Annotated in this window: 15 protein-coding genes; 2 read left to right on the top strand and 13 right to left on the bottom strand. The window is 51.1% G+C overall.

Translation table 11 applies throughout. The features are described 5' to 3' along the window. Nucleotides 1–8 precede the first annotated feature (8 nt). The 9 genes from P1U47_RS00280 to P1U47_RS00240 all read right to left on the bottom strand — a co-directional run bounded on the left by P1U47_RS00280 (nucleotide 9) and on the right by P1U47_RS00240 (nucleotide 7,823). Nucleotides 9–710, bottom strand: coding sequence for a class II aldolase/adducin family protein (locus P1U47_RS00280; protein ID WP_301026501.1), 702 nt, complete (start codon nucleotides 708–710; stop codon nucleotides 9–11). After that, on the bottom strand, nucleotides 707–1,750 hold the full coding sequence (dmpG, locus tag P1U47_RS00275; protein ID WP_301026500.1) for a 4-hydroxy-2-oxovalerate aldolase: 1,044 nt from the start codon (nucleotides 1,748–1,750) through the stop codon (nucleotides 707–709). The genes P1U47_RS00280 and dmpG overlap by 4 nt, the downstream gene beginning before the upstream one ends. A 1-nt stretch (nucleotide 1,751) precedes the next feature. After that, entirely contained in the window at nucleotides 1,752–2,657 is a 906-nt protein-coding gene (locus P1U47_RS00270) for an acetaldehyde dehydrogenase (acetylating) (protein WP_301026499.1), read from the bottom strand. Between the two features lie 22 nt (nucleotides 2,658–2,679). Further along, on the bottom strand, nucleotides 2,680–3,516 hold the full coding sequence (locus P1U47_RS00265) for an alpha/beta hydrolase (protein WP_301026498.1): 837 nt from the start codon (nucleotides 3,514–3,516) through the stop codon (nucleotides 2,680–2,682). A 56-nt stretch (nucleotides 3,517–3,572) separates the two neighbouring features. Continuing rightward, complete coding sequence (locus P1U47_RS00260; RefSeq protein WP_301026497.1) at nucleotides 3,573–3,953, bottom strand: non-heme iron oxygenase ferredoxin subunit; 381 nt, start codon at nucleotides 3,951–3,953, stop codon at nucleotides 3,573–3,575. A 39-nt stretch (nucleotides 3,954–3,992) separates the two neighbouring features. Beyond that, a complete protein-coding gene (locus P1U47_RS00255) occupies nucleotides 3,993–4,760 on the bottom strand; it encodes an SDR family oxidoreductase (RefSeq protein ID WP_301026496.1) in 768 nt (255 codons plus the stop codon). Between the two features lie 2 nt (nucleotides 4,761–4,762). Beyond that, entirely contained in the window at nucleotides 4,763–5,668 is a 906-nt protein-coding gene (locus P1U47_RS00250) for a VOC family protein (RefSeq protein WP_301026495.1), read from the bottom strand. Between the two features lie 375 nt (nucleotides 5,669–6,043). After that, nucleotides 6,044–6,562, bottom strand: a complete 519-nt coding sequence (locus P1U47_RS00245; RefSeq protein ID WP_301026494.1) for a MarR family transcriptional regulator — start codon at nucleotides 6,560–6,562, stop codon at nucleotides 6,044–6,046. Between the two features lie 229 nt (nucleotides 6,563–6,791). After that, nucleotides 6,792–7,823, bottom strand: coding sequence for an AraC family transcriptional regulator (locus tag P1U47_RS00240; protein WP_301026493.1), 1,032 nt, complete (start codon nucleotides 7,821–7,823; stop codon nucleotides 6,792–6,794). 216 nt (nucleotides 7,824–8,039) lie between these two features. Here P1U47_RS00240 and P1U47_RS00235 point away from each other — a divergent pair, with 216 nt between their 5' ends. Both P1U47_RS00235 and P1U47_RS00230 read left to right on the top strand, forming a co-directional pair. Further along, complete coding sequence (locus P1U47_RS00235) at nucleotides 8,040–9,161, top strand: alkane 1-monooxygenase (protein ID WP_301026492.1); 1,122 nt, start codon at nucleotides 8,040–8,042, stop codon at nucleotides 9,159–9,161. A 148-nt stretch (nucleotides 9,162–9,309) separates the two neighbouring features. Continuing rightward, the gene (locus tag P1U47_RS00230; protein ID WP_301026491.1) at nucleotides 9,310–10,629 is read left to right on the top strand and encodes an outer membrane protein transport protein; all 1,320 of its coding nucleotides are present in this window, start codon (nucleotides 9,310–9,312) and stop codon (nucleotides 10,627–10,629) included. A gap of 105 nt (nucleotides 10,630–10,734) precedes the next feature. Here P1U47_RS00230 and P1U47_RS00225 read toward each other — a convergent pair whose 3' ends face one another. The 4 genes from P1U47_RS00225 to P1U47_RS00210 form a co-directional block, all read right to left on the bottom strand. Continuing rightward, the gene (locus P1U47_RS00225) at nucleotides 10,735–12,339 is read right to left on the bottom strand and encodes a choline dehydrogenase (RefSeq protein WP_301026490.1); all 1,605 of its coding nucleotides are present in this window, start codon (nucleotides 12,337–12,339) and stop codon (nucleotides 10,735–10,737) included. Between the two features lie 63 nt (nucleotides 12,340–12,402). Beyond that, on the bottom strand, nucleotides 12,403–12,726 hold the full coding sequence (locus P1U47_RS00220; RefSeq protein WP_301026489.1) for a 2Fe-2S iron-sulfur cluster-binding protein: 324 nt from the start codon (nucleotides 12,724–12,726) through the stop codon (nucleotides 12,403–12,405). A 62-nt stretch (nucleotides 12,727–12,788) separates the two neighbouring features. Next, on the bottom strand, nucleotides 12,789–14,045 hold the full coding sequence (locus P1U47_RS00215; protein ID WP_301026488.1) for a cytochrome P450: 1,257 nt from the start codon (nucleotides 14,043–14,045) through the stop codon (nucleotides 12,789–12,791). Nucleotides 14,046–14,200: 155 nt separating this feature from the next. After that, the gene (locus P1U47_RS00210) at nucleotides 14,201–14,338 is read right to left on the bottom strand and encodes a hypothetical protein (protein WP_301026487.1); all 138 of its coding nucleotides are present in this window, start codon (nucleotides 14,336–14,338) and stop codon (nucleotides 14,201–14,203) included. Nucleotides 14,339–14,367: the final 29 nt, after the last annotated feature.

The following is a 14,367-nucleotide window of genomic DNA, read 5'->3' as shown; positions in this document are numbered from 1 at the left end:
GCTTATTATTAAGCAACATACTCCGGATCACCCAAGGTGAGATACTGCCACATACGACCAAAAACATTGCCCGTGGTGACGTGACGGTCACGTATTTCGTCTTTATCTAAACAGCCCTGCTCAGGCGCAAAATTGGCTGCGCGAATCTGTAATTCTAGGCGTGCGGTGTCTTCAAGAAACCAAGCGTAACTCAACATTTCTTCTAGTGACGCAGCCGCAACCACCACACCATTGCCGCGCATCACTAAGGCCGGTCGCTCAGCCATGAGTTCTACCAAGGCTTTTGCGGCATCGTCATTGCGCAGTAACCGTGGATCGCGCCACAACGGAATGTCATTTGCAAAATAGGCACTCAGACCGTGGCGGCAACGCGGTGTTAAACCCTGGGTAGACAGCGCCATTACCGCCGGCGGCATAATACGGCCAACTGCGTTAACGTCGGGGCGGGATGCGTATAGATATTGATGAATACGCACTTCGCCCAGCACCCCATCGGGCAACGGGCCACGCACCGGCACTCGCTGATTTTCAGCGCCAACTGGCACACAGCCCAAAGGCATCGACGGCCCCACCCAGAAATAGTCTTCATTTTCGCGAAAACTACAGTGTCCAAAGGCGTGTACCAAACCCGCCCGACTCAGCGCCCGCGCCGCCATACGCAGCTTGCGCTGCTGGTCGGCGAGTATCAACGGCGCCTGCGCGCCGCTCACGACGCGGCCCCAGTCAAGGTGCCCCTTTCGCGAGCCATGGTTAAGGCGAGATCTTCGATCATATCTTCTTGACCACCGACCGTGCCGCGCCGTCCCAATTCAACCAATACATCGCGAGCCGAAATGCCGTAGCGCTGCTCGGCGCGTTTAGCAAATAGCAAAAACGAGCTGTAAACACCGGCGTAGCCAAGCGTGAGCGCATCCCGATCAATACGAATCGGGTGATCCATCATGGGCACAATAAGGTCTTCGGCAACATCCATAATTTTATACAGATCAATGCCCGTCGCCATGCCCATGCGATGCATAACTGCCACCAACACCTCTAAAGGCGTATTGCCCGCGCCGGCACCCAAGCCTGCCACCGAACCGTCAATACGGCGCGCACCGGCTTCAATAGCGGCAATAGAGTTGGCAACGCCCATGGCCATATTGTGATGACCGTGAAAACCAATCTCCACGTTGTCGGGTAGTGCATCGCGCAGGGTTTTAATCTTAAGGCTGACCTCGGCGGGTAACATATAGCCCGCTGAGTCGGTGCAGTATATGCAGTTTGCGCCGTAGCTAACCATGAGCTTAGCTTGCTCCAGCAAATGCTCGGCCGTCACCATATGGGCCATCATTAAAAAGCCAACTGTGTCTAAGCCCTGCTGAGCAGCAAACTGAATATGCTGCTGACTCACATCGGCTTCGGTACAGTGGGTGGCAACACGAATGGTGCTCACACCGCAATTTATTGCCATGCGCAGGTGATCTACCGTACCAATGCCAGGCAATAACAACGCCGACACTTTGGCCTGCTTCATCTTAGGCACCACTGCGTTGAGATATTCCTCGTCGCTGTGTGCAGGAAAACCGTAATTTAAGGATGCGCCGCCAAGGCCGTCACCGTGGGTTACTTCAATGAGCGGCATTCCCGCATCATCTAATGCGGTGGATACCGCGACCATTTCCTCTAGACTAATCTGGTGCTGTTTAGAGTGCATGCCGTCGCGCAGACTCATGTCGTGGAGCTTTACTGCTACTGATGATGATTGCATATTATTCTCCACCCTCTTGCGCACCGGACGCACGTTGCTGTGCCAGCATTTCGCCAGTGCGCAGTGCTGCTGCCGTCATAATGTCTAAATTGCCTGCGTATTTGGGCAAGAAATCGCCCAGGCCTTCAACTTCTAAAAAGATAGATACCTTTTTACCGTCGAATACCGGACCGTTTACCAATTTATAGCCCGGCACGTATTTTTTAACTTCAGCCACCATGGCGTGTACCGAGTCAATAATCTCTTGCTGCTTGGTTTCACCTTCCACTAAGCAGTGTACGGTGTCCCGCATCATCAGTGGTGGCTCAGCGGGATTAACGACGATAATCGCCTTGCCCTTAGCCGCGCCGCCAACCTGTTCTACCGCGCTGGCTGTGGTGCGAGTAAACTCATCGATATTCATTCGAGTGCCAGGGCCAATCGATTTTGACGCGACCGTGGCAATAATCTCAGCGTAGCTCACCGCTTGTACCCGCGACACTGCAGCTACCATCGGAATAGTTGCCTGGCCGCCGCAGGTCACCATATTCACATTGTTTAAACCCGCTCCGGCAAGGGACGCAAGATTTACCGGCGGGATACAGAACGGACCAATTGCTGCGGGCGTCAAATCAATCATGGTTACCCCCAGCTCGGTCAATTTACGACTGTTTTCGGCGTGGGCGTAGGCCGAGGTGGCGTCGAAGGCGATGGTAATACCGTCGCGCTTTACTGCCTCGAGCAATCCATCAACACCATCTGCCGTGGTGTTAACACCCATTGCAGCGGCGCGCTGCAAGCCTTCTGAAGCAGCGTCTATGCCCACCATCCACACGGGTTCCAGCCACTCGGAACGGGACATTTTCATCAACAGATCAGTACCAATATTCCCAGATCCAATGATTGCAGCACGTTGTTTTAACGACATATTTTACTACCCTGTATGGAGATCAAACCCGCATCAAAAAATTACGCACCAGATCGGCGAAGGCGCGCGGCTTTTCCACCTGAGTCCAGTGACCACACTCACCGAAGGTATGCAGTTCGGAGTTTTTCAAAAGACGGTGTGCCTTAATGGAGTTTTCCATTGGCACAATGACGTCTTCTCTACCATGAACGACCAGCGCCTCATGACTAATCAAACGAATTTCGTCTTCGGGAATACACAGACCGTTGAGCTTTTCTTGCATTGGCTCAGGGAATAACTGCTCGTATGCTTCCTGATAACCCGGACGAATACTGGCCTCGTAGCGCGACTCAATAATTGCGTCACTCACTAAATTTTGGTTGTACGCAAATACCGACATCAGTCCGGCCATCGCTTCTACCGAGGGCTTATAGCCCCACACCAAACGCAGACCTTCGGTAATTTCGAAGTGAATTCCCGCGGCACCCATCATTACAAAACGCTCAACCCGCTCTGGATGGCGCGCGGCCATTGCCAAGCTGAGGGCGCCACCAAAGGAGTTGCCCACAAAGTGCGCTTTGCTCACGCCAACCGCATCCATAAAGTCGCACATGAATTTCAGCCAATTATCCATGTTGTATTCAAAATTTTCTGGGTGATCGGTGTAACCAAAACCCACCACATCTGGCGCCAACACATAGAAATCATTTTGTAATTCAGGAAGTAATAGGCGCCAGTTGGCATAGCCAGTCACGCCGGGGCCTGAGCCGTGCAGCAAAATCACACAGGGCTTACTCTTGTCGCCGGCCTCTAGATAATTTGCGCCGTAGCCACCACGTAGTTCTGCGCGTTTGCCGATTTCTGGATTGGTTTCGCTCATGCTTTTCTCCACCGAATAATTTAAATTACTTATTTTTGAATAAAGATTAAGAGTGCTTATTCAGGTTTTTTAAACCGCTTAGGTTTGGGATTTATGAAAATATCACCATCGACCACCTTGGCGTCAAAAAATGGTAGCGGCGCGCGGCACGGCATCGTTAATGCCTCGCCAGTGCGCACATCGAAACGACCATTATGCCAAGCACACTCCACAATATGTCCCATCTGCTCGCCCTCTTCACTCAATGAAGCGGCACCATGGGTGCAACGATCTGAGGTTACATATATTTCGCCGTCGAGCTGATAAATCGCTAAATCCAAACGGCCACCAGGATGCTTAGCGGTACCAATATCGCCGCGCGGCAGATCCGCCACTTTGCAGATAAAAGCCCACTCCTCAGTTTGATGATCGTCTTTAGCGATAACATCACTACTCATAATATTTCTCCAATTCGGTTACAAACTGCTCAATCATGCTTATAGCATTGTTGAGCCACCGTTTACACTTATCACCTGGCCCGTTACAAACGCGGCATCGTCACTGGCGAGATAGCGCACCATAGAGGCAACCTCAATCGTTTTCGCGGCGCGCCCCATGGGAATAACATTGAGAAATTTTTCTGCAGTAGCGGGATCTTTTTCAAGAAAATGCGCGAGCGCTGCAGTTTGAACCGCGCAGGGCGCTACCGTATTCACGGTGATATTGTCGCGCGCAAACTCCCTCGCCAAGCCAGTGGTCATACCGTGAACGCCGCCCTTAGCGGCATTGTAGGCCGCGTGATCTGCCAAACCATTGCGCACTGAATCAGCGCCAATATTAATAATTCGTCCGAAGCCCCGCGCCTTCATAAAAGGCAATACACTCCAGCTACACCACAGCGCCGTCCACAAATTGCGGTTAACGGTTTGGGTAAGCGTTTCTGGCGTGTGCTCAATAAACGGTTTAATTATGCCGCCACCGGCGTTATTCACGAGTATTGCGGCGCCGCCCAACTCCTCGGCAACGCGAATCAAGGCCTCGGCATCCGCCTGCAGCGACAAGTCACCGGCTTTCACCGCAATGCGCTGCTCCGCCGTTGCGAGCACGGCGAGACTGGCCTGCAGATCAGCCAATTTTTTAATATCGAGATCGGCCAGAACTAAATCTGCGCCGGCCTCTAAAAAGCAGCTCGCTATTGCCTTGCCAATATCACTGCAGGCGCCAGTAATGATGGCAAGCCTGCCCGATAAAGATTGCATAACCATGCTTAGCGATCCTTGCCGGCAATAACGCCAGCGCTAGAAAACGTCGGTTTTGGTTTGCCACCCCAAAGATCCATTGTAGTTGAGGAGTTTTCTAGCATACGCGGTTCTCGCGCATTTTCTTCGGGGAACTCTTCCATGCCAAAACTAAACTCGGCGGTCATACCATCGGGATCAAGAAAATAGAGAAACACACTGCCCGAGGGTTTATGGCGACCGGGGCCAAATACGATATCCACGCCCGCGTCCATCAAACGATTTCGGGCGCGGCCAATATCATCAATTTCACTAACCATAAAATTCACATGATGTAAGCCATTCTCGGGGCTCTTTACCAAGGCAAAGCTGTGATGAAAGGGGTTGGGGTAGCACCGCGCCCATACCGCCTTGTCTTCAACAAAGTCTGAACTAAGCAAGCCGAAATCGCGCTCGAGCACTTCCCAGCAGCCGTCTAAATCGACTACTCGCAACACCACATGCCCTAGACGTTGAATATTGGCGACCGTTGGCTGATATGCCTTGCCCAAATCCATTACCGATGCAAAATACTCAAATGTTACCTGCGTTGTTGGCTCATAGAGACGAAAGCCACCGGCAACCCGCAAAAACGGTAGCTCTTCGCTGGGAATTGGCCATATCTCATAACCGCGAGACTCAAAATGCGTGGCGGCCGCCGCCAGATCGGCCCGCGACGCCAGCTGAAATGCCACCCGACGCAGGCCCGGCTCGTCAGCTTGGTACAAAAGCAAGCTTGCCGCGTGACTGTCGCAGCGCAAAGCGGAGCACTCGCCAGACTGCTCAGCACTCAATTCAAGACCGAGTAAATCTGAGTAAAAACTGGTTGAACGGGACAAATCGCTTACATTCAGAGCAACGTAACTGAGCTGGCGATACAAAAATGGAACATGCATGGATATCTGCCCTTTTAATTATTGGGGTTGAGGCCTCGATAACACAAGGCACAAACAAACCGTGTAAACGCACTGTATTTATATTTGAGAATTCTGTCAACAGCTAGCGCTTAAAATTTCTACACGTAAACTAGGTATAAACCACGATGCGAAACCGCAGACCAAACGCTGCCGAACTACCGAAAACAGTCGCTATGTGGAATAAAGCTCAGAAATAACATGGGGATCGAAAGGAATACTAGGCCAAACAGCCACAGCGGACAGACAGGAGAAACACGAAACAAGGGAATTGCACTCGCAGGGAGCGTCGACCACCGGAACGGCAGTCAAAAAAACCACCCCAGCAAAGCCTTTGCTGGGGTGCGAGAGCAAGCGCTACTTGTCTTTAATCGCCATATTGGCTTTCATGGTTTTGATATTGCGATTCAGCTTACGCAGCACATCAACCACCTGCACCACCTCTTCATGACTAATCTCGTCTAACATCTGCTCATTGCAGTCCAAGGTAAGGATGCGCATTTCTTTAATAACGCGCCGACCTTCTTTGGTGATAAAAATACGCTTAATACGGCGATCGCCAGGGTCTGCGCGGCGTTCAACCATGCCGACATCTTCCAAACGGTCAATCAAACCGCTTAAGGTGACCTTGCCTAAATTCATGTCGTCAGCCAAGTCTGACTGGGTAAGCCCGTCGCGTCGCGACAGATAGGCAAGCGCCCAAGCCTGCGAGCGCGTAACACGCAGTGGCTTAAAAATTTCATCAATCACAATACGGCGCAAACGCGCAGCGTCGTGAATCAAAAATCCCAGACGAATTTTTGCATCTTCATCAGAAACCTGCAGGTCACCTGATAACGCTTCGTCATACCCTTTAGAACTTGCCACCTTTGCCATCACAGACCCCTAATTTGCCGCTTCATCGGCACTTAAAACACCTTAAATTTTAACTATTCATATAGTAACAATTTCCAAGCTAAATGTATGTCTATTTTCCTATTAAAAACTACTAAATACGGGGCTTCCCGCCGCGCCATTGCAAGTAGGATAAGTAACAAAATCAAGCCATTAAGCCAAGCCACAGCTAACGAACCACATTAGCCGCAGCACAAACCTACGAGCCAGGCTAATTAACACGCTTACGAAAGGTGTCTGGAGACATACCGTGCCAACGCTTAAATGCGCGACGAAAATTTGAACTATCGTGGTAGTTAAGCAACGTGGCAATTACATCGACACTCAGCTGAGTGTTCTGGAGGTAGCCCTCGGCCAGTGACGACAGCACCTGATCACGCACAATTCGAAAGCCCGTTCCCTCCTGTTCCAGCCGCCTCGCCAAAGTCCGTTTACTGACAAACAGCGCCGCAGCAACACTCGCCTCCACGAGCTGGTGATTTGGGCTAGACAGCAATAATCGACGCACCTGACCTGCCACGCTGTGCCGATCAGTGGTCATTTGCTGCAATAATTGCCGGCACTGGTCCAGCGCCTGTTCATAATTTCGAGAGTCTGATGACGCGTTCACCGTATTGACCAGCGCCGCCGGAATGCGCAGCAGGTTTTCACTCGCTGAAAAACTCACCGCGCAGGGGTAGGCCGTTTGGTACTGGTCTTTATACGCGGGAGCCTCGTAACTCAGCCACAGCCGCCCCTCTGATAGCGGCCGCCCCAAAATGGATTCAGCAATGGCAAGCAGCCCGAGACTGAGGGTTTCAATGAACAAGCGATAGACCTTTTGCGTCACCCCAGGGCTCACCCCTAGGCGGCACTCCAGCCAATCGTCTTTTTTGCGCACCGACACCGCCGTGAGATTCATGCGCAACGGTAAATAATCGCGAAAACCCTCTAGCGCTTCCAAGAGCGTCGGGCTGCTATTCACCAAAAAGCCCATTGGGCCGTGCGTAGATGGCGTAATTTGCTGACCATAAAACAAACCAAAGCTCTCATCGCCAGCAATATCCAAAGCATTGCTCAGTATCTGCACCTGTTGACGACCATTGAGATAGAGATCATCGCGCAGCAAATCCCGCCCCGACATTCCCGACCCCGCCATGAGTCCATCTAACTGCCGCTCACTAAGCCCCAGCGCTCTGGCCGCCACCCGCGAGTAGGTCATCGGGATACCCGCTACTGTCATGGTACTGTCAGAAAATTCCATCCTCACCCTCACTAAGTGGCTGCCATTACGCACCTCAATTACTGGATTGTTACGCGATTAACACAGGTTGGCAACAAATGACCTTATATTGGCAATAAATGACCTGTGTTAATTTTTGTACAGTTCCATACTGGTCATCAGCGACAATGCTCGGCGCACATGCCATTCCGTTGCGCCATTCACTAACAATAATTTGATGCAGGAAGGTGATTGCTCATGTTTGATTACTTACGATATTACACAGGCCCATTGGCGCAGATCGCTGCAGCCGTAGGCATTTGTGCTGGCGGCATCTACGCATGGACCGGCCTATCTACACTGTTGCTGTTTGCTTTAATCGACGGCGTTTTGCCCCGCGACACCAAACAACGCAGTATTAAAAATGCATCTCTTGCCCTAATTCCGGTTTGGTTGGGCGCCGTTTTCTCTGTGGGCCTGTATATGATTCTGGCTTGGCAGATCGGCAAAGGCGATATGAGCTTTATGGCCATGCTTGGCGGCGCGCTGTCTGCCTCGTGGCTGGGTGTAATTATCGGCGTACCCACCACCCACGAGTTGTATCACAAACAAGGCAGTCTCATGAAGTTTGTGGGCACCTATTGCCAAGTTATTTACCTTGATGCCACCCGTAATATTGCGCACATGGTTGGCCACCACCTCGACGTTGGCACCCCAGATGATTGCGACACCGCAGCGCGCGGTGAAACGCTGTACTCATTTGCACCCTACGCCGTATACGAAAGCACCAAAACCGCATGGCGCCTAGAGAGCGAAGCCCTTGTAAAACGCGGCTATGGCCGCTGGTCTATTCATCACCAGCTGTGGAAAGGTTTAATCGCATTAACCGTTTTTGCACTGGCCATGTTCGCCCTTGGCGGTTTACCAGCCTTAGCATTTGGTCTTGGCGGCGCAGCAGCAGCACGGCTTTGGGTAGAAACCTTCAACTACTTTCAGCACTACGGCCAAGTGCGCGTACCCGGCAAGCCAATTGGTCGCCGCCACGTATGGAATCACTTGCACCCCATTAGCCGCGTAGTGGCGTTTGAAATCACCAATCACGCCGACCACCACTTGGATGCTTACATCCCCTTTTACCGCTTAAAGCCAGACACCTCTGCAGTGGTATTGCCTAATGTGTTTGTCTGCTTCCTCACTGCCTTAATTCCACCACTTTGGCACCGCATGATCATCATGCCTGCGCTAAAAGATTGGGATCTCAACTTTGCCAGCGCCGAAGAGCAAGAACTTGCTCGCGAGCAAAATCGTAAAGCTGGCTGGCCCGACTGGTTTGCTGACCGCGAAAGCAATCCTACTCAAGCGCAGATGTCTGGCGCCTAAGTATTCCCAAACACTACCCACGCTTGCGGGGCAGCCAATTGGCTGCCCTTTTGTCATTTCTAAATAAGGTATTTTTGCATCAGATAGCGGCACACCTAAGCTCCTAAGCTCTATAAAAAAACTAAAAAAATAAAATAGGAATTCACCCATGACAAGAACAACACAAATACTGAGCCTTTTGCTCAGCTGTCAACTCCTTGCTATTAGCGCAAGCACCCACGCCGGACTCGGCAGTTATTTAAATGGTGCCGGTGCAACGAATCGCGCATTGTCTGGCGCTGGTGTCGCTTTTGCCGAAGACAGTATGGTAATTGCAACGAATCCAGCTGGAATTTTATCTTTAGAGAAAGACGGCTGGGTGCTGGGCAGTATTTTTCTGTCTGCTGGACAAACCGCTTACGCAAATACGCCTGCAGCTAATAGCCAAACCAACGGCGCCTTTGTATTCGCCCCAGGTCAACGCAGAGCCGAGCCCGATGTGCCCGCCGAGGTTCACGGTGTGTTCCCTGTTCCCTTTGGCGCAATACATCACAGAGTAGATGAACGTAATGCAATTGGCCTTGCTGTCTATGGCAACGGCGGTATCAATATCAACTACAAGGCCTTTGACAATCCAAACTGCCCAGCAAATACGCCGCAACAAGGTTATTTGTGTTTCGGCGACACTGGATCTGATATCGCCCAAATTTTCATTGCCCCCACGTGGTCACATCAACTGAATGAGCGACTGCGCATCGGCATCAGCCCCGAGCTGATTTACCAAACGATAGAAGTAAACGGCTTTCAACTATTTTCACCAGCCTCCTCTGCACCAGATAAACTCAGCAACAATGGCCATTCCCAAAGTTTTGGTTACGGTATAAAGGCAGGCGCAAGCTTGGCAATAAACAATAAATTAACTGCCGGCCTTACCCTGCAATCCAAAGGCTATATGCAAAAGCACCAAGAGTATCGCGGGCTATTAGCCGAGCAAGGCGATTTAGATATTGCCCCCTACCTTCATTACGGACTCGCATGGCAAGCGAACCCTTCATTGACCGTACTCGTTGATTATCAGCGCATTTATTTCTCCAAGGTTAAAGCCTACGCCAACTCTGGGAGCGCTCCAGGCCTCTACGGCGACGATAACGGCCCCGGCTTTGGCTGGAGTGATTTAAGCGTACTGAAGTTGGGCCTACATTATCGAGTAGACGAACAAATCACCCTGCGGTTTGGCTATAGCGATGTGCACAAGAAGCCCCTAAACCAACAAGAGATAATTAACAATCTGATCTCAACCGCGGTTTTTGACGAGCATTACAATGCGGGGATCAGCTGGTCTTTCAACAAGATAGATACTATCGACCTCACGTTTAACTATGTCCCCAAGCAAACTATCAACGGCAACAACCCGCTGGCTAGCGGGCAGCAAATTACCTTGAGCAACAAGCTCGCGTCAGTTGATGTTGCGTGGCGTAAAGCCTTTTAAGGAATTGATAAAAAACGCAAAAAGGACCACTTTCAAAGTGGCCAAGCAAGGGCATTCAAGACACTGCTGAATTTAGTTAAACTGCTTAGTCAATTTACTTATCGGTTAAGCAGTAGCGCCACGAATAATCATATCGGCCGCTTTTTCGGCAATCATCATTGTCGGGAAGTTGGTATTGCCGCTGATAATCTCAGGCATAATCGACGCGTCAACAACCCGCAGCCCCTGCACCCCGTGAACTCGCAATTGGGCATCGACAACCGCCATGTCGTCGCTGCCCATCTTGCAGGTGCCCACAGGGTGGTAGAGCGAGTTAGCGTGCTGGCGAATATACTGGTCTAAGCCCTGCTCATCATCGCAATGCGAACCAGGACCGTATTCAATACCACGAAAATCATCATAAGCTGGCTGCGCAATAATTTTGCGCGTTAATCTAATTGCGTCGCGCAACACCCGCAAATCGTCTGGGTCAGTAAAATATTGAGGATCAATGGCTGGCGCTACACTCGCATCGGCAGATTGTATTTTTACCGTGCCTGCACTGCGGGGCCGGCAGCCGTTCATCACCGCCATAAAGCCTTCTTCTTGTATTATGTCGCGGCCATGATCGTTATACATAATCGGCACCGAGTAGATTTGCAAATCTGGATAGGCTAAATCCGGCGAGGTTTTAAGATGCCCCCACGCCTCCAGCGCCCCAACAGAAGTCGGCCCAGAACGAAACAACAGGTATTTACTCAAGGCAGAAATCATCGCCATCGGCTTTAAGTCGGCCAATAGTGAATACGGCTTGGTACTGCGCTGTTTAACGGCAATGGCGATATGATCTTTTAGGTTTTTACCCACCCCTAACAACGGCAGCTTGAGCTCAATTCCATGAGGCGCTAAATCCGCAGGATCACCAATCCCCGATAACTGCAAAACTTGCGGGCTATTGATTGCCCCGCCGCATAACAATATTTCGCGGCGCGCGGCGAGTTGCTGAGTTCGACCGCGATGAACATACTCCACTCCAGTGGCGCGACCATCGCTAACGACCACCCGCTTAACTAAAGCACCGGTAATTACGTTTAAATTGGGCCTGGATAATACTGGCTTTAAATAACAGGCCGAGGCGCTCTGCCGCAGGCCATCGGCGTAATTGCCCTGCATTTGCGCCATGCCGTGCGGATCGCCGCCATTCATGTCTTTATTAAAAGGATGGCCCGCTTGCACACCGCCGTCTATCCACGCCCGCGAACTCGGGTTCATGCTGTCCATGGGTGTAACGGTAACGCCAACGGGGCCATCTAAGCCGCGCTGCTCAGGATTACCGCCCGGCATGCGCTCGACTTTTTTAAAGTATGGTAGGCAGTCTGCATACGACCAATTTTCATTGCCCAAATCGGCCCAATGATCGTAGTCGCCGGCATTGCCCCGCGACACCACCAAGCCATTAATTGAGCTAGAACCGCCGAGAACTTTACCCCGCGGAAAGTACATGGTGCGCCCGCCCAAACCCGGCTGGGCGATGGATTCGTAATTCCAATTTCCCTTCCCAGATTTCATCAAGGGGAAAAATCCGGCGGGCATTCTATATAAAAGATTACTGTCTTTGCCGCCAGCCTCCAGCAGCACAACATTTACCGCAGGGTCAGCACTCAGCCGATTAGCCAATACGCAGCCTGCAGAGCCTGCTCCCACAATGATATAGTCCGGCGTAAAATTCATTATTAGTATTCCTGTAGTACAAGGCCGCAAAGCTACAAAGACAACAAGCCTAATTCACACTAATTAGTGCTGACTCTCGGGCATGGTCAACACCAAACCGTCCAGTTCGTCGCTCATAATAATTTGGCAAGAAAGTCGGCTACTTGCGCCGGCATTGTCGGTTAAAGACAGCATATCTTGCTCTATGCCTTCTTGAGCCGCGCCGGTTTTCGCCAACCACGTTTGATCCACATAAACATGGCAGGTGCCGCAGGCGGCAACGCCACCACAATCACCATCAATCCCCGGCACTAAATTATCTAGCGCCGCTTCCATCGCAGACACGCCGCTTTGGGCCTCTACGGCGTATTCTTGTTTGTCTGAGGTAATAAAAATGAGCTTTGGCATAAGATTAAATCCAGTCAGTATCATTATTCGCAATGTTAAAAAATATGCTGCGCGCCACTACGTTAAACGTGTAAGCGCACCTGCATATCAATAAAACCATTAATTAAATTAGACGGCACACGGGTCGGCTCACCAACCACTTCAATACGGGAGTAGCGCTTAGTAGCTTCTTCCCAGAGCACTTTAAGCTGTAGCTCGGCCAATCTATTGCCTAGGCAGCGGTGGATACCAAAGCCAAATGACAAATGCTGTCTAGCGCGAGGCCGATCGGCGATAAAATCCATTGGCCTATCAATAACTTCGTCGTCGCGATTACCCGACAAATACCACATCACCACCTTGTCGCCCTTGCGAATTTGCTTGCCGCGAAACTCTACGTCTTCTAATGCGGTGCGGCGCATATGGGCAATCGGGGTTTGCCAGCGCACAATTTCTGGCACCATGCTCGCTAACAGACTCGGGTTATTTTTAACTTTGGTAAATTCATCGGGATAAAGATGACAGGCCAAGGCGCCGCCCGACATAGAGCTGCGCGTAGTGTCGTTGCCGCCCACAATAAGCAGCACCAACATACCGAGAAAATCGGTGGCGGTCAGGTCTTGCATCGTTGGTGCATGTGCCAACATGGAGATCAAATCTGGCCGTGGCGGCAGCGCCTTGCGCTCGTCGTAAAGCCGCTGAAAATAAGCCAAACATTCAAGCAACTCCGCTTCACGCTGCTCCCAAGAATCCACCAAGCCGTAACCCGGACGAGTGGTAACAATATCTGACCAGCGCGTCAGCTTACGGCGATCCTCAAGCGGAAAGGCCAACAACGTGGCCAACATCATGGTGGTGAGTTCGATCGAGACCAGATCAACCCAATTAAACTCTTCGCCAATGGGCAATGAATCTAATACCTCGCTGGTGCGCTCCCTAATCAACTTTTCAAAGCGCAGCAAATTCTGCGGCGCCACAATGGGGCTTACCGCCATGCGGTGAACGTCGTGGGTTGGCGGATCCATACCCAAAAAGTTGGGCAGGTACATTGCGCCGTCTACTGCATTGAGGGTGGTATCATCAAGAACAAAAGCACCAACGCTCACGTCCGACGAAAACACTTTGTGATTGGTGTCGATATCAACAATATCGCGGTATTTGGTTATTGACCAATAGGGCCCATAAATACTGTCTTTACAATAATGCACTGGGTCTTCGCGGCGTAAACGCTCAAAGTAAGGGTGCAGGCCATTGCGTGCAAATAGCTCAGTTTGACTAACATCAAAATCTTCTAGCGGCAGTGATTTGGCAAGTTCAGCATCTAATGTATTGGCGTTCATATCAGTACTCCTTTGGCGGCTGGTAGACCGCGCCTTTATTTTTTATCAGTCTATGGGCGAAATCTGATCGCTAACCCGTACCTAAGGACGGGCTGCGCAAAATATTCTCAACATTCTGCGCATGTTCAGCTGAAAGCGATTGCAACAGCGCGCTATCAAGCAGTCTCGGCGCTGACACGAGCAAATGCGTCGCCAACAACATCTGGGGTCTTTGAACCGAGCAACGTAAGCGCCGACACGTAAATAACGCAGTTGTGATTAAGCTCGCAGTCTATGGCAGCTTTAATTACCATAAGCCGTACTTTAGGAGGGCCTAGCTAAA

The sequence above is a fragment of the Zhongshania sp. genome (genome assembly GCF_029212375.1).
Taxonomy (GTDB): domain Bacteria; phylum Pseudomonadota; class Gammaproteobacteria; order Pseudomonadales; family Spongiibacteraceae; genus Spongiibacter.
Note: the sequence above shows the minus strand (reverse complement) of the source record. Positions and strands in the feature narration are given on the sequence as shown.

Coding starts and splice junctions, on each gene's coding strand:
- dmpG (WP_301026500.1), bottom strand. CDS start 1,750: ATGCAATCATCATCAGTAGCAGTAAAGCTCCACGACATGAGTCTGCGC.
- P1U47_RS00270 (WP_301026499.1), bottom strand. CDS start 2,657: ATGTCGTTAAAACAACGTGCTGCAATCATTGGATCTGGGAATATTGGT.
- P1U47_RS00265 (WP_301026498.1), bottom strand. CDS start 3,516: ATGAGCGAAACCAATCCAGAAATCGGCAAACGCGCAGAACTACGTGGT.
- P1U47_RS00260 (WP_301026497.1), bottom strand. CDS start 3,953: ATGAGTAGTGATGTTATCGCTAAAGACGATCATCAAACTGAGGAGTGG.
- P1U47_RS00255 (WP_301026496.1), bottom strand. CDS start 4,760: ATGGTTATGCAATCTTTATCGGGCAGGCTTGCCATCATTACTGGCGCC.
- P1U47_RS00250 (WP_301026495.1), bottom strand. CDS start 5,668: ATGCATGTTCCATTTTTGTATCGCCAGCTCAGTTACGTTGCTCTGAAT.
- P1U47_RS00245 (WP_301026494.1), bottom strand. CDS start 6,562: ATGGCAAAGGTGGCAAGTTCTAAAGGGTATGACGAAGCGTTATCAGGT.
- P1U47_RS00240 (WP_301026493.1), bottom strand. CDS start 7,823: ATGGAATTTTCTGACAGTACCATGACAGTAGCGGGTATCCCGATGACC.
- P1U47_RS00235 (WP_301026492.1), top strand. CDS start 8,040: ATGTTTGATTACTTACGATATTACACAGGCCCATTGGCGCAGATCGCT.
- P1U47_RS00230 (WP_301026491.1), top strand. CDS start 9,310: ATGACAAGAACAACACAAATACTGAGCCTTTTGCTCAGCTGTCAACTC.
- P1U47_RS00225 (WP_301026490.1), bottom strand. CDS start 12,339: ATGAATTTTACGCCGGACTATATCATTGTGGGAGCAGGCTCTGCAGGC.
- P1U47_RS00220 (WP_301026489.1), bottom strand. CDS start 12,726: ATGCCAAAGCTCATTTTTATTACCTCAGACAAACAAGAATACGCCGTA.
- P1U47_RS00215 (WP_301026488.1), bottom strand. CDS start 14,045: ATGAACGCCAATACATTAGATGCTGAACTTGCCAAATCACTGCCGCTA.
- P1U47_RS00210 (WP_301026487.1), bottom strand. CDS start 14,338: ATGGTAATTAAAGCTGCCATAGACTGCGAGCTTAATCACAACTGCGTT.